13 protein-coding genes and 1 other RNA gene are annotated in these 13,458 nt (G+C 47.0%); 11 read left to right on the top strand and 3 right to left on the bottom strand.

What is annotated here, in order from left to right; genetic code table 11:
- The first annotated feature begins 31 nt into the window (after positions 1 to 31).
- Positions 32 to 441, top strand: an RNA gene (gene rnpB / locus MKY85_RS21170) — RNase P RNA component class A.
- Positions 442 to 723: 282 nt separating this feature from the next.
- Here the strand turns inward: rnpB and MKY85_RS21165 are convergent.
- Positions 724 to 1,953 (bottom strand): PLP-dependent aminotransferase family protein, encoded by a 1,230-nt coding sequence (locus tag MKY85_RS21165; protein WP_339235999.1) that lies wholly within the window; start codon positions 1,951 to 1,953, stop codon positions 724 to 726.
- Positions 1,954 to 2,060: 107 nt separating this feature from the next.
- Between MKY85_RS21165 and MKY85_RS21160 the strand changes: the two genes are divergently transcribed.
- Both MKY85_RS21160 and MKY85_RS21155 read left to right on the top strand, forming a co-directional pair.
- Positions 2,061 to 3,581, top strand: coding sequence for a PLP-dependent aminotransferase family protein (locus MKY85_RS21160; RefSeq protein WP_342570685.1), 1,521 nt, complete (start codon positions 2,061 to 2,063; stop codon positions 3,579 to 3,581).
- Positions 3,582 to 3,667: 86 nt separating this feature from the next.
- A complete protein-coding gene (locus tag MKY85_RS21155; RefSeq protein WP_339235994.1) occupies positions 3,668 to 3,925 on the top strand; it encodes a hypothetical protein in 258 nt (85 codons plus the stop codon).
- A 98-nt stretch (positions 3,926 to 4,023) separates the two neighbouring features.
- On the opposite strand, the gene MKY85_RS21150 is transcribed toward MKY85_RS21155, so the two are convergent.
- Positions 4,024 to 5,898 (bottom strand): S8 family peptidase, encoded by a 1,875-nt coding sequence (locus MKY85_RS21150; RefSeq protein ID WP_339256461.1) that lies wholly within the window; start codon positions 5,896 to 5,898, stop codon positions 4,024 to 4,026.
- A 284-nt stretch (positions 5,899 to 6,182) separates the two neighbouring features.
- Here MKY85_RS21150 and MKY85_RS21145 point away from each other — a divergent pair, with 284 nt between their 5' ends.
- The 6 genes from MKY85_RS21145 (at position 6,183) to thiI (ending at position 11,036) form a co-directional block, all read left to right on the top strand.
- The gene (locus MKY85_RS21145) at positions 6,183 to 6,689 is read left to right on the top strand and encodes a YpuI family protein (RefSeq protein WP_091014020.1); all 507 of its coding nucleotides are present in this window, start codon (positions 6,183 to 6,185) and stop codon (positions 6,687 to 6,689) included.
- Between the two features lie 166 nt (positions 6,690 to 6,855).
- On the top strand, positions 6,856 to 7,074 hold the full coding sequence (locus MKY85_RS21140) for a DUF1540 domain-containing protein (RefSeq protein ID WP_076211597.1): 219 nt from the start codon (positions 6,856 to 6,858) through the stop codon (positions 7,072 to 7,074).
- Between the two features lie 35 nt (positions 7,075 to 7,109).
- Positions 7,110 to 7,523: a hypothetical protein gene (locus MKY85_RS21135; protein WP_253439370.1), complete on the top strand. Its 414-nt coding sequence runs from the start codon at positions 7,110 to 7,112 to the stop codon at positions 7,521 to 7,523.
- 193 nt (positions 7,524 to 7,716) lie between these two features.
- The gene (locus MKY85_RS21130; RefSeq protein ID WP_342570684.1) at positions 7,717 to 8,469 is read left to right on the top strand and encodes a lytic transglycosylase domain-containing protein; all 753 of its coding nucleotides are present in this window, start codon (positions 7,717 to 7,719) and stop codon (positions 8,467 to 8,469) included.
- A 170-nt stretch (positions 8,470 to 8,639) separates the two neighbouring features.
- Positions 8,640 to 9,788 carry a cysteine desulfurase family protein gene (locus MKY85_RS21125; protein WP_342570683.1) on the top strand — a complete coding sequence of 383 codons (1,149 nt, stop codon included), beginning with the start codon at positions 8,640 to 8,642 and terminating at the stop codon, positions 9,786 to 9,788.
- A 6-nt stretch (positions 9,789 to 9,794) separates the two neighbouring features.
- The gene (thiI, locus tag MKY85_RS21120; RefSeq protein ID WP_342573447.1) at positions 9,795 to 11,036 is read left to right on the top strand and encodes a tRNA uracil 4-sulfurtransferase ThiI; all 1,242 of its coding nucleotides are present in this window, start codon (positions 9,795 to 9,797) and stop codon (positions 11,034 to 11,036) included.
- 121 nt (positions 11,037 to 11,157) lie between these two features.
- On the opposite strand, the gene MKY85_RS21115 is transcribed toward thiI, so the two are convergent.
- Entirely contained in the window at positions 11,158 to 11,868 is a 711-nt protein-coding gene (locus MKY85_RS21115; protein WP_339235981.1) for a TerC family protein, read from the bottom strand.
- A gap of 87 nt (positions 11,869 to 11,955) precedes the next feature.
- Here MKY85_RS21115 and MKY85_RS21110 point away from each other — a divergent pair, with 87 nt between their 5' ends.
- Positions 11,956 to 12,615, top strand: coding sequence for a TerC family protein (locus tag MKY85_RS21110; protein ID WP_342570682.1), 660 nt, complete (start codon positions 11,956 to 11,958; stop codon positions 12,613 to 12,615).
- A 298-nt stretch (positions 12,616 to 12,913) separates the two neighbouring features.
- Positions 12,914 to 13,408: a hypothetical protein gene (locus MKY85_RS21105; protein ID WP_339256452.1), complete on the top strand. Its 495-nt coding sequence runs from the start codon at positions 12,914 to 12,916 to the stop codon at positions 13,406 to 13,408.
- Positions 13,409 to 13,458: the final 50 nt, after the last annotated feature.

Here is a 13,458-nt window from a genome sequence, read left to right as displayed (position 1 = left end):
AAATGCCTGTATACTATGTAATGTTGTTCGGAAAGCTTGACAGACAATCGCTGGTGGCCTTTGTTGCCACGAGAGGAAAGTCCGGGCTCCACAGGGCAGGATGCTGGATAACGTCCAGTCAGCGCGAGTTGAAGGATAGTGCCACAGAAATGGACCGCCGATGGCCGGATTTTCCGGCACAGGCAAGGATGGAACCGAGGTGTAAGAGACCCCGAGGAACGCTGGTGACTTCGTTCCTGGTAAACCCCATCTGGAGCAAGACCTAATGGGACACAGTCGCCTCTTCGGAGGAGGCAGCCTTAGCCCGAGGTGTGTCTAGGTTGGTCGCTTGAGCTGTGCAGCAATGTATGGCCTAGATAGATGATTGTCGCTTCTGGTGGGAGGGTAGTTCCCGTATGAACCACGAAGAGCACAGAACCCGGCTTACGGTAAGCTTTCCTAACTGCAACAACAGTATTACAGTGTAGTCCACCTATCAGTCGAGGACAATCCGTGTGATTCACCGATGGCCTGACTGATCAGAAGGACCCATGCATATCTGGATAAACATAATTCCTGTTGATGACAGGTTCTATACTATAAAAAAAGGTGGCAGTTCCGATATTCTCGGGCCTGCCGCCTTTTTTTTGTTGCTCATATCAAGTTTTGGACGTGCCTGGTGTTTTCAGACACGTCCTAATCAATGTCATACGCAAAATATAGGGCAACGTTTATGACAGTTCATTACAGTGTAACAACACTGTCCGATGTTAACGAAGCGTGCCAGCGTTGGATGGCGCGATCCATTCTTTCCACGGCTTCAGGAAGAAGCTCAGGGTCTGTATGAGTAAAGTTGATTCGCATGCGGTTTAACTCTGGTGTACCTGCATAGAAGGAATCACCCGGAACAATGCACACTTTCTCCTGGATACCGTAAGTGAATAGATTGCTTGCCAGCATGCCTTCTGGTAGTTGCAGCCACAAGAACATGCCACCTTGTGGTGAATTCCATGAGATGCCTTCCCATGACTTGGCTGCCATGAGAGTGGTCAGTGTTTTCATCCGTTGTTCATAATCCTTTGAAATATGACGAATATGCGCATCCAGATCGAAAGATTCAAGCAGCGCATGAAGCGCTCTTTGGTCAATGCTGCTGGAATGCAAGTCGGCGCCTTGTTTGGCGCGTGCTGCCATTTTAACAATATCGGGAGCAGCCAGTATCCAGCCCGTACGAAGGCCTGGTGCTACCGTTTTGGAGAATGTACTTGTGTAGATAACATTGGAAGGGCCATCATAGGATACGGCATCCAGTTCTGCGAGAGCAGGGACATCCAATTGCTCTGGATTGAACCGGATTTCACCATAGGGGTCATCTTCCAAAATAAGTACGCCGTACTTGCGGCACAGATCCACAGCCTGCTTTCTTCTTTCTCGAGACCATACTTTTCCCGTAGGATTGGAGAACGTGGGGTTAATATAGACCAGTTTTGGACGATGCAACTGGAGCTGTTCCTCCAGAGACTCAGGCAACATGCCGTGATCATCACAGGCTACGCCGTGAGATTCAGCTTGATAGGAATGGATGACTTGCAGAGCAGCGAGGTAGGTTGGTGATTCAACTAATACGCGGTCACCCGGGTCAAGAAGGATGCGGCAGACCAAGTCAATAGATTGCTGTGAACCCGTAGTGAGAAGCATATGATCAGGTGAAGCGGGAATGCCCTTGGATTCGAGACGTTCGGCGATTTTGGCGCGAAGAGGACGGTAGCCCTCAGTCTCTGCATATTGAAGAGCGGCTGCTCCGCTCATAAATACTTTTTCATACGCAACACGAATGGCTTCCAGCGGAAAAGAAGTCTGGGCTGGTAATCCACCGGCTAGCGAGATCATTCCAGGTGCCTGAGCGGCCTGGAGCATGTCGCGAACGACAGAGGACGGGGTATTTTGTGCCATTTTGGACCATGGGATACTCATGTTATTCTCATCTCCTGTTATTCACTGTTATACTGATATTATAAACTATAATAGACGGACTGCACTATAACAGTAAAATGAAGATCATAACAGTTGGGGGCGCAACCATGCATATTGAATTAAAGCGGGGAAGCAGTACCAAATTGTACGTGCAGATTGCACTAACAATTGCCGATCGTATCAGATCAGGACTCATTGAACCCGGAACCCGACTTCCTTCTGTTCGCAAAATGACCACAGATTTGGGTGTTAGCCTGGTCACTGTATCCAAAGCGTATGCTGAACTCGAAGCGATTCAACTGATCACCTGCTCTCAGGGGAAAGGTTGTTATGTAAGAGGTACTCTAAACGCGGATTCGATGGAGGATGTGGATCGAGCCAAGCGTAATCATCTTAACAGTGAATCCGGTACGTCATGGAATTGGCAGATGGCACTTGTGGATTATTTACCCCGAGCGCAGCTCTGGAGACATTTCGATACGTCCCCTCAAGTACGGTATGAACTACATATGTCAGCGATTCAGCCTGAACTGCTGCCTACACGCGAGATTATTGACAGTGCCTACCGGCTCTCCTCTGACCATGCAGAGCGTATGGCGGCGTACGGATCTTTTCAGGGAGATCGGGAGCTCAGACAGATCTTCGCCGAACATTTTGCCGAACGTGGACTACAGGTAGTACCTGAACGCATGCTAATCACAAGTGGTGCTCAGCAGGGGATTGATCTTGTGGCCCGGACTTTTATTGGACCTGGGGATGTTGTATATATGGAGGCGCCAAGCTATACCGGAGCCATTGATGTATTTACGAGTAGAGGTGCGAAGATCATTACGGTCCCGATGGATGACGAAGGCATGCGTATCGATCTGTTGACCCGATTATGTGATACCTATCCGCCCAAACTCATCTATACGATCCCGACTTATCATAATCCAACAGGTATTACGATGAGTGCGAGAAGGCGGGCACAGCTTCTGAATCTCGCGCAAAGCTACCACTGCCTCATCCTGGAGGATGATCCATTTGCAGATCTTTATTTTCGGGACCCTCCGCCAGCTTCCATTAAATCGATGGATGGGTCAGGCCATGTCGTATATATCAAAAGCTTCAGCAAGGTGCTCTCTCCCGGTTGCCGCATAGCCTGTGCTATCGCTGATGGAAGTGTACTGACCCGGCTTGTGGCTGCGAAGTCAACGGCGGATCTGGGTAGTCCGTTGCTTACACAAAAGGCATTGCAATCTTTCATTCAGAATCAGTACGGTGCCTATGTATCCCGATTGAGGGATGAATTGTATTCTCGTTTGCGTGCCGCATCTGAAGTGCTGGAAGAGCATGCTCCTATGGGAATGCAATGGCGTTTGCCAGAGGGAGGACTCAATCTGTGGCTCCAACTTCCGAGCAACCTGGATATGCGTGAGCTGCATCATCAGTCCTTGGCTGCAGGGGTCTCTTTCCTGCCGGGTTCCGCCTGTTATGTAGGGGAGATGGATACACCAAGTCTGCGCATCTGCTTCACGGTTACGAGTGTGGAGCTTTTGTGTGAGGGTCTTCGTGTACTGTGCGGAGTCATTGCTAGTGTGACACCTGGGCAGGGTGGGGCAGTGGCGGACAGGCTACCGCTCATATAATTTTTCGGAGTATGGACATACATCCAATCCACTTTCGACCTGCTGCAATAGGTTATAGTATCACCAGAAAGGGAGTTGGTTTTGAAATGAACCATTACTGTCCACCGCTTTGCCCGATTGTCTGTGACCCAATCCAGGTTGTTGAGGATTACTACATCCCACAAATCGTGCCTGTAATCCACCCGATCGAAGTAATCAAAAAACATCACTGTGTTCCGATTCATCACCACATGTATCCTGTTGTTGTCAAAGAAGAAGATCCTTGCTATGTATCCAGTCACAATGCGAAGAAAAAATCCGTGAAAAAATCAAGTAAAGCCCGCACATCTTCACGCAAGCGCTAATTGCAGCGGGTGCCCCGGGGAATTGAATATAAATCAAAGAGCAGCGTACGCCCCGGGGCGCAGCTGCTTTTGTTTTTTACTGATTAGTGTTATTACGGTTAATGGGTATACTTCTTCATTGTATTATCCATTTGTTGTCTGACATGTTGCGGCCAGAACTGCAAAGGAGCGCTGTTGCCTGATGCGGCTTGCAATGCCTTATAGACATCGATTTGCCCATATCCAAAATACTTATCGTGACCCGGATCACCGAGGTCAATAACACTTTGACGCATCAAATCCATCACTTCTGTGTTGGTCAAATCCGGGTTTAACGAACGAATCAAACCTGCAAGTGCGGCTACATGGGGGCTAGCCATGGACGTTCCGGACAAGGCCGCATACTGATTGTTTGGATAGGTACTGGCGATACTCGAACCCGGAGCCATCACATCCACATAATCCCCATAGTTGGAGTAGGAAGCTTTGCTCATATCCGGGTCGGTAGCTGATACGGCAAATACTTCCGGATAAGCAGCAGGGTATCCTGGACGTTCTGTATTATCATTTCCCGTGGCTGCAATCAGGACGATATCCCGATCAAAAGCATATTTAACGGCATCATGAAGAAATTGTGCATCAGCATAATTGCCCAGACTCATGTTGATCACTTTGGCTCCATGATCGGCTGCCCAGATGATACCTTCGGCAACGGCATACGTGGTACCTGAACCCGAGTTGTCGAGTACTTTAACCGGTAGTACCTTGTTATACCAGCTCATGCCTGCCACGCCTTCATTATTGTTGACAATAGCACCGATAATGCCTGCGACATGTGTGCCATGTCCCACATCATCCATCGGTTTGCTTCCCGGCTCGACCACATTATAACCTTCGAGGAGTTTGCCCTTTAGGTCAGGGTGATTCATATCAACCCCCGTGTCAACGACTGCAACGATGACATCTTTGTTTCCCCTGGTAATATTCCAACCTCTGTTTGTCTCAATCGCAGGCAGGTTCCACTGATAATCGGAGAACAAAATGTCATTGGGTATCGTAACATCGGTTTGTTCAGTTACGGTATCATTGGTTAAATACATGTAGTGGGGTTCCATATAAAGTGGATTCCATTTGCTTTCGAAATAGCTATGCAATTGCTTGTAACTCATGTCTTCTGACCGAAAAACATACGTGTATCCCAGCTTGCGCGCAGATTGCATTCTTAGATCAGATTTAATGATACGCATATCCCGTTCACTGGGATCCTGGCGGAATCGGATAACGATTTCATTTTCGTAAAAATGACTGGCATTGGCGTTATCATGTCCGGTTTTCACTGTGATTTCGTTAAGTGTATCCGGGTGAACAGACTCAATCTTGAATTTACCCTCACGCGGATAAGGGATCATACGCAGATTTTTGCGTTGATGTTGTTCAACTGCATTTAATACATTCTGGCTGAACAAGGCAACTACAGCTCGTTTGCCATCTTTGGAGGGTTGCCCCATAACAAAATATTTTTCTTTTCCCAAAGGAAAAGAAGAGGATTCGAAACTTTGACGTTTGTTTACCGCTTTTTTGGCAAGGTTCAGTGCATGTTGAAGCTTCTGTTGTTCCAGCTTGCTTCCTAGTGTGGAAGCCTTATCTAACGGTTTGTCAAAAGAGCCATTGATATTCATCAGATGAATGGATCTGATATGTTCATGTGAGCCTTGGAGATCATTCACATATCGATTCACCTGCGCGGCATTCATTGTGGCGGTTTTCTCCAACATGATACTGAGATGTTGCTTGGCATCCATGCGGGTCAGAAGATCGGTTGCTTTGACATCCTGCACTTTCAGACGCTGTTTACTCGTGTGCTCTTCATGAGCAGAATCGGACAGGGCACTAGGTTTGGGCTCGGTACGATTTGATGTTGGAAGCAAAAGTGTCAGGGCGAGTGCTCCCGCACCAGCTGCAAGGGCCCAGTTAATCCATTTCGGTCTGGCCATGGCGGATGGATCCTCCTTCGTTCATTTTTGGACAGTCATTAACAGTGCTTCATCGTTGTCACTGGTTATATCTATCGTTAGAAAAAGTGGAACGTTTTATGCAAACAAGTTCGAGTCTGACTGCGTATAATAGGCATGTTCAATGGCAGAAACGGAAAGCATGATTAAGGGATACCGCTCGTCAACTTTTTATGGTAGGATTATAGCTGAGAATTCAAAGGTCAGGGGAAAACCACCGTTGGCCGACCTATATGTAAGGACTTATTTAAGGGGGAGCTACCTTTATGTCAGCAGCCAATGTACAGAAAACATGTGAGTCAACTAGGGAAAAGTTAAAACCGGCTATCGATCGGATTGAAAAATTTTTGAATGAGAATGCTTTGCCTGAACTGGATCAGAATCAGACGGAAGAATCAACAGTCTTCTACAAAGGATTTCTTTCAGATCTCCGTCATTTACTCGTTTTTTCTGAAGTTTCTTACGAAAAACTTGGCGTTGTGCTGCGTCGTGCCAACTTTGATGTCGATTTTGCCGAAAAGGCTCTTTATAATACGTATCACCAATGCGTAAACAGCTTTTTCTATCCCAAAAATGAATGTTATTCGGAAGACGGAAGATACGCTTACACAGGACAAGATGCCATTCGTTTTCGTGACAAGCCAATTCGTGCAGTGCGGGATGTCATTCTTGAGGTTTCCAAAACGTACGAAGAATTGCGCGATGATCTGGCATACTACGAAAGTGATTACCTGACTCAGCGCCGTATGCAAAATCAACGGAATCACGCTTAACTAACGTTTGAATTTTAATATGATATTGAACGAAACCGCCCTTGTGGCGGTTTTTTTGTGTTTTCAGTCAGAAATTAACGGGGAGGGATCATGTCATCATCTGGCATTTTAGCGGAGAATATCGGGTTTGTGGCGGGGAGACAATAGTAGTCGAGGTGATAAAAAAATGAGCCAAGACAAACCAATTGTCAAATGCAGCGTCTCCAACTGCAACTTTTGGGGAGAGAACAACTTCTGCCAGGCTGATGCTATCATGATTGACATCGACCAACACGCCACCCGTCGTCTGCATGAGGAGTTTGCCGGTGAGACATTCGACTCGGATCATCATGATCATGCGCGTACATCCTCTGCAACCTGCTGTCACACGTTCAAACCCAAGTGAGCAGTCATCCCTATTCATAATGGAGGTGCTTCCAAATGAAAAATGACGATAACAACATTCGTTCTATTGATCGCCCTGAAAACAAAGGTGAGGTTGAAAAACAACGTATGCGTGTGGATTATCCAAGGAAAGTACATCGGGAAGAGTACGGGGCTGAGGTGGCTCCTCCAACTGTTGTAAGAACTGGAGGCACCGAACGTTCAGAACCTGTAGTTGAGAAGCATGAGGCGGACCGTGTCATGGAGTCAACAGGCAAAGTCGCAGGTTATATGGGGCTGGCCTTCGGTATTGCGTCCTTGTTCATGTGGTCAATCGTACTTGGACCAGCGGCAGCTGTTCTGGGTTACTATGCTTATGTAAATGGTCGGAAAACGGCGGGGGCTTGGTCCATTGGACTGGGTATTGTAGCTACGCTGAGTTATTTTTTCATGATCCCTTTTGCGCGCTAGGTGTAAAATATGCTTCACCAAGCCTTCTGTTTGCACCCATGTGTGGTGACTTACAGGAGGTTTTTTTTTTTTCGTATATACGCAGGTTAGACCGTGGGATTTAACTATTTTTTTGAAAACAATGGAACCTTGCTGTAAAACGATGTAGAATAAGGTCATATTACGCTTAATACTACGGGAGTGGGTATAAGTCATGCAGATAGATCCAAGCGGATCGCGGCAGTTGTTGGAACTGCAATTGTCCAATGTGAATAACCAAACCAGTGGGTCACAACCAGATGCTGGTTCAACAGTGGATTTCGCCAATGTGATGGACGGGCTGTTAGGCACGGGTGCCAATTCGACGAGCAATACGGATTCCACCGCTACGGTCTCCAAAAGATCCAGTGATGGTTTGTTGTGGCTGCAACTCGGAAGCACGTACAATCCGGATATAAATACGGCAGGATCGTCCTCTGTCTCCAATAACATCGTTGAGTCTTTATTATCTTCATCCAATACAGGAATCGTGGATCCCGGTGCATCCGTACCTACGGATTTTGAATCATTGATTGCGGAAGCAAGTGCGAAATATGGTGTGCCTGAATCATTGATTAAGGCCGTCATTGACACAGAGTCCAATTTTAACCCAAATGTTGTTTCCTCTGCCGGTGCCAAAGGGCTTATGCAATTAATGGATGGGACAGCTGCAGGGCTGGGTGTAAATAATTCATTTGATCCTGCCCAGAACATTGATGCCGGGACGAAATATCTTTCTCTTCAGCTCCAGCGTTTCGGTGGAGAAGTGAAGATGGCGCTTGCTGCATATAATGCAGGACCGGGGCGTGTTTCACGTCTGGGCGTGTCGAGTGATAGCGAACTGATGAGTGTACTTAACCGTCTGCCTTCAGAAACACAGAATTATATCTCCAAGGTGGAAAAGGCACAGTCTAAATATGTGATTTAAACTCACAGTAACATTTGCGATAACACATGATAGGCAGGATGAGATCAAATGTGGGGACAGCAGCGCTTGAAACGCCTGTTCCCGGTTGGTCTTTTTGTGTTGTATGGGTATCGTGTTACAATGCTCACTGTGGGTTCATGAACGAAGAGATAAGGGAGGTCTAACCTCATTTGAAATATTTTGATTATGCTGCTACCACGCCTCCCCATCCGGATGTAGTTCGTACGATGGCCGAGATTATGGAGACACAATTCGGTAATCCGTCCTCTATTCATGGATATGGAGAGCGTGCTCATCAATTGTTGCGTCGTGCACGCTCTGGCTGTGCTGCGGCGATAGGCGTTAAGCCTGAGGAGATTGTATTTACTTCCGGTGCGACCGAGAGCAATAATCTTGCGATAAAAGGTGCTGCATTACGTTATCAGTCACGAGGAAGACATATTGTCACAACGGCTACCGAGCATGCCTCGGTGTATGAAAGTTTTATGCAATTGCAACAGTGGGGATGGGATGTAACGCTAATTCCTGTCAATTCCGCTGGTGTTGTGAATGCTCAGCAGGTTATAGATGCAATCAGACAGGATACAGTGCTAGTAAGTCTGATGCTTGTAAACAATGAAACAGGAGCTATCCATCCGATTGCAGAGATTGGCAAAGAGCTCAAAAAGAAAGCACCCCGAGTGCTTTTTCATGTGGATGGTGTTCAGGGGTTTGGAAAAATGGAGGCTTCACCTGCCGCTTGGGGCGCAGATCTGTACAGTTTGTCTGCTCACAAGATCCGTGGACCGAAGGGAGCAGGTCTCTTGTATGTGCGAAGTGGAGTGGAACTTACGCCACTCATGTCAGGGGGATCACAGGAGCAGGGTCTAAGAGCTGGCACGGAGAACGTGGCCTTGTTAGTAGGCATGGCAAAGGCCATGCGGATGGCAGCAGAAGGCCAGGTTGATTTTGCCCGTCGTACTCAGGTACTCCGTGATCGATTGATGGAAACGATACGTCACATTCCTGAATTTGAATTGAACAGTCGCACAGAGGGTGCACCTCATATTGTGCACTTCTCCTATCCCGGGATGAAGGCAGAAGTGGCGCTGCACACCTTGGAGCAACTTGGCATAACCATATCCACCCAATCTGCCTGTTCTTCGCGTTCGGCTGAACCAAGTAGAGCTCTACTTGCGATGGGCAGAGATACAGCTTGTGCTGCTGGCGGATTGCGTATTAGTCTTGGAGATGAACATACAGAAGAAGATGTAGCCTCGCTTGAACGGGCTTTACATCAGATGGTGGCGCAGTTGCGACCCCTTGAAAGGCGGATGTGAATGGATATGAAATATGATATGCTGCTTCTCCGTTTCGGAGAGTTTATGTTAAAAGGGAAAAATCGTGCGCGATTCGAGAAAACGATCATTACACAGGTGAAAGCTTTACTTAAACCTTATCCAGGAGCAAGTCTTCGCAAAGAATATGGCCGTGTCTATGTGGATCTTGGCGGTGAATCACATACTGAACTGATTAAGGTGTTAAAGCGGGTATTCGGTGTGATGTCGATTAGTCCGGTTAAAGTTACTCCATCCGAGCTTGATGAGATTGTGAAAACCGCAGTTGCTTTTATGGACGAAAGGGAAGACGAATTTAAGGAAGGCACCACATTCAAGGTAAATGTAAGGCGGGTATGGAAGGAGTTCCCGAACTCTTCACATGAAATGAATCATCTGGTTGGTTCCCCGATCCTTCGGAAGTTTCAGCAATTGAGTGTTGATGTTCGTCAGCCTGATATTGAACTGCGAGTGGAAATTCGGGATCAAGGCACATATATTTTCAATGAAACCATTCCTGCGGTGGGTGGGTTTCCGCTGGGGACGAATGGCAAAGCAATGGTACTGCTATCAGGTGGGATAGATAGCCCTGTTGCTGCCTGGTCTTCCATGCGTCGTGGACTCGAAGTGGAATGTGTACATTTTTACAGTTATCCGTTCACAAGCCAGCGGGCCAAAGAAAAAGTCATTGATTTGGCGCGTGCCCTTGCTGATCATGCAGGAACAATCAAGCTGCATCTGGTTCCATTTACGGAGATCCAAACGGCATTCACCCAACTGGGTCAGGACAATCTGATTATTACCCTAATGAGACGTTCAATGCTGCGAATTGCATCCAAACTTGCCGAGCGGGAGCGTGCACTAGCACTGATCACCGGGGATAGCCTGGGCCAAGTAGCGAGTCAGACTCTTCCGAGTATGAATGTCATTGGCCGTGCGACGGATCTACCACTGTTGCGACCACTGGTTATGATGGATAAACAGGAGATCATCACCCTGTCCAAACAAATTGGAACGTATGACATATCGATTTTGCCATATGAGGATTGCTGTACTCTCTTTGTGCCAAAGTCACCTTCTACCAATCCCAATCTTCGGATTGTGGATAAAATTGAATCAACCATGAGCCATCTGCCAGAATGGGTCGATCAAGCGGTAGAATTAACAGAAACCATCACGCTGCACGCCGGTGAAACTACTGTGGTAACGAATCAGTCAGGCGATCAAGCCATGAAGGATGACTGGTTCTAAACTCAATAAAAATGAGCATGGCTGACATAATAAGGGCTATGTTAACTGCAAAAAAGGACTGTCCGATAAAATATCGTTCAGTCCTTTGCTGTGTTCAGGAGCAATTATAAAATTAAATAGCCTACGAATAGGAGCGTTGCTGTTCCCCGCCAGATCCCTTGTGACTCGAACTGCTGGAGCGTTTGCGATAACCTGCAAAGACTACGCCTGCGATAACCACAACGATGAAGAGAATTCGCAATGCCGGATGTTCAGTAAAGTAAGGCGAGAGTCGCTGCTCCTCGGTAATCATATTGGATGCCGTATACCCGAGAACGATGGCTCCGACATAGATGATCCAGGGAAAGTGATTAATGAGCTTGATAAACAGAGTGCTGCCCCAGACGATAATAGGTACACTGATCAGGAGCCCGAGAATGACAAGCACAAGATGCTGCTGCGCAGCTCCGGCAACGGCAATCACGTTATCGAGTCCCATGGCTGCATCTGCGATCACGATGGTACGAACAGCAGTCCATAAGGAAGTCCCCGCCTGAATATCATTGTGTTCATCTCCCTGATCCGCCAATAATTTATAGGCAATCCAGATCAGCAGTATGCCTCCCACCAGCAAGAGCCAAGGCACTTTAAGCAACCATAAAACAACAACGGTTGCCAAGATTCGAATCAGAAGTGCGCCGCCCGTTCCATATAGAATTGCCTTTTTCTGCACGGAAGGGTGCAAATTTCGAGCTGCAAGACCAATGACGATGGCATTATCTCCAGCCAGAATGAGATCAATAAAGACAACGTTCAGCAAAGCCAGCCAGAAAGCGGGGCTAAATAGCTCCATGTATTATGTCACTCCTTATATACGGTTCAATCATTAAGAATAGCATGGACAACTCTGACATACAAGTTAATGTGGGGGGATGAGGACATGGATACACTCTGGCTGTTGACTGAGATTTTAATGATCAATCTGGTATTGAGTGGAGATAATGCGGTTGTTATTGCGCTTGCTAGCAAGGATCTGCCACCGATACAACGCCAAAAAGCGGTATGGTGGGGAGCTTTTGGGGCGGTGCTGCTACGCTGTGTGTTAACCTTCGTCGCAGTGTTATTACTCGGGATTCCCTTTATCCAAGCGGCAGGTGGACTGTTGCTACTCTGGATTGCAGTGAAGCTACTGCTTCAAAATGAGGATGAAGTACATATTCGGGAAGCTTCTACGACGTGGAAAGCCATTCAAACCATTCTGATTGCCGATTTTGTAATGAGCCTGGATAACGTTTTGGCTATAGCGGCTTTGGCAGATGGAGATTTGGCTTTGATCGTCATCGGGATTGCAATAAGTATTCCCATTGTCGTATGGGGCAGTGGGCTAATTGTTGGTTTGCTCAAGCGATTTCCGATTCTGGTATTCGCCGGATCAGGCATTCTGGCTTTCACAGCTGGTGAGATGGTGATGAAAGACCCCAAGTTAGGAGAATGGCTGGGAGGAATGGCATCAGAGGTACACACGCTGTTGCCCGCAGCAATGGCTTGTCTTGTAATAGCGGTTGGAGGAGCCCATAAATTTGTGAGGAAGAACGCATAGTTTGACTATGGATAAAAGCTTGAACACAGGACCGCCCGAACCCTCAGGTTTAGGCGGTCCTGTGTTGAGCGAATACTCTTGCCATTAGAAGTTCCATTGGGCTAGTCATAAGTTGCACATTTTAGGGTAATACAGGTAAAGGGCACTTGCAAAGTGCGACATAAAGTATAGTTTTTTGCCGAAACATCAGATACACTAGAAGCAGGATAACAGGTTAGGAAATCAACAGTCAGCATGGATTGTAAATTGTTTATCAAAGAAATAAAGTACATAGCCATGGTATAAGAGGTGATTGCAGATGAGGATGAGAAATGAAAAAGCAATTGGCATATTTATTGTAGCTGCTGGAATTATTATTCTGCTCGGTAAGTTTGGCGTGTTTGGATTTATTGGTCGTAACTTCTGGCCTTTGCTGATCTTGCTGCCAGGCATAGCCCTTCATGCGTTATATTATGCGCGTATTTCACCGTCGTGGTCACTTGTTCCAGCCGGCATACTAACGGTGTATGGTGTGTTATTCAGTATAACCAATACATGGGGTGCTGGACTGATGAGCAGGCTCTGGCCAGCAATTTTGCTTGGGATCGCCATAGGGCTGCTCGAATATGGAATGGCTGAGCGTCGAAGACCGGAATATGTATTACCTGCAGCTTTGATCCTTGGTGCGGTATCCATCATATTATTCGGATTTACCTTGCTGCAAACGGGAATAATCTATGTCCTTGCTGTTCTTTTGATCCTGGGCGGAGTCTGGTTATTGCTTGGACGAGGACGGCAAGGGAGAGGCTGGTAACATTCCCAATGGTCTTTTCGTGCGAAATATCTTGATTTTTACCTATAATA

The organism is Paenibacillus sp. FSL R5-0749 (genome assembly GCF_038595085.1).
In the GTDB taxonomy this organism is placed as follows: domain Bacteria; phylum Bacillota; class Bacilli; order Paenibacillales; family Paenibacillaceae; genus Paenibacillus.
Note: the sequence above shows the minus strand (reverse complement) of the source record. Positions and strands in the feature narration are given on the sequence as shown.

Bases quoted from the DNA above. Each gene is read 5' to 3' on its own strand.
- thiI (WP_342573447.1), top strand. From the start codon at position 9,795: ATGAAATATGATATGCTGCTTCTCCGTTTCGGAGAGTTTATGTTAAAA.
- MKY85_RS21160 (WP_342570685.1), top strand. From the start codon at position 2,061: ATGCATATTGAATTAAAGCGGGGAAGCAGTACCAAATTGTACGTGCAG.
- MKY85_RS21115 (WP_339235981.1), bottom strand. From the start codon at position 11,868: ATGGAGCTATTTAGCCCCGCTTTCTGGCTGGCTTTGCTGAACGTTGTC.
- MKY85_RS21165 (WP_339235999.1), bottom strand. From the start codon at position 1,953: ATGAGTATCCCATGGTCCAAAATGGCACAAAATACCCCGTCCTCTGTC.
- MKY85_RS21105 (WP_339256452.1), top strand. From the start codon at position 12,914: ATGAGGATGAGAAATGAAAAAGCAATTGGCATATTTATTGTAGCTGCT.
- MKY85_RS21150 (WP_339256461.1), bottom strand. From the start codon at position 5,898: ATGGCCAGACCGAAATGGATTAACTGGGCCCTTGCAGCTGGTGCGGGA.
- MKY85_RS21130 (WP_342570684.1), top strand. From the start codon at position 7,717: ATGCAGATAGATCCAAGCGGATCGCGGCAGTTGTTGGAACTGCAATTG.
- MKY85_RS21145 (WP_091014020.1), top strand. From the start codon at position 6,183: ATGTCAGCAGCCAATGTACAGAAAACATGTGAGTCAACTAGGGAAAAG.
- MKY85_RS21135 (WP_253439370.1), top strand. From the start codon at position 7,110: ATGAAAAATGACGATAACAACATTCGTTCTATTGATCGCCCTGAAAAC.
- MKY85_RS21110 (WP_342570682.1), top strand. From the start codon at position 11,956: ATGGATACACTCTGGCTGTTGACTGAGATTTTAATGATCAATCTGGTA.
- MKY85_RS21140 (WP_076211597.1), top strand. From the start codon at position 6,856: ATGAGCCAAGACAAACCAATTGTCAAATGCAGCGTCTCCAACTGCAAC.
- MKY85_RS21155 (WP_339235994.1), top strand. From the start codon at position 3,668: ATGAACCATTACTGTCCACCGCTTTGCCCGATTGTCTGTGACCCAATC.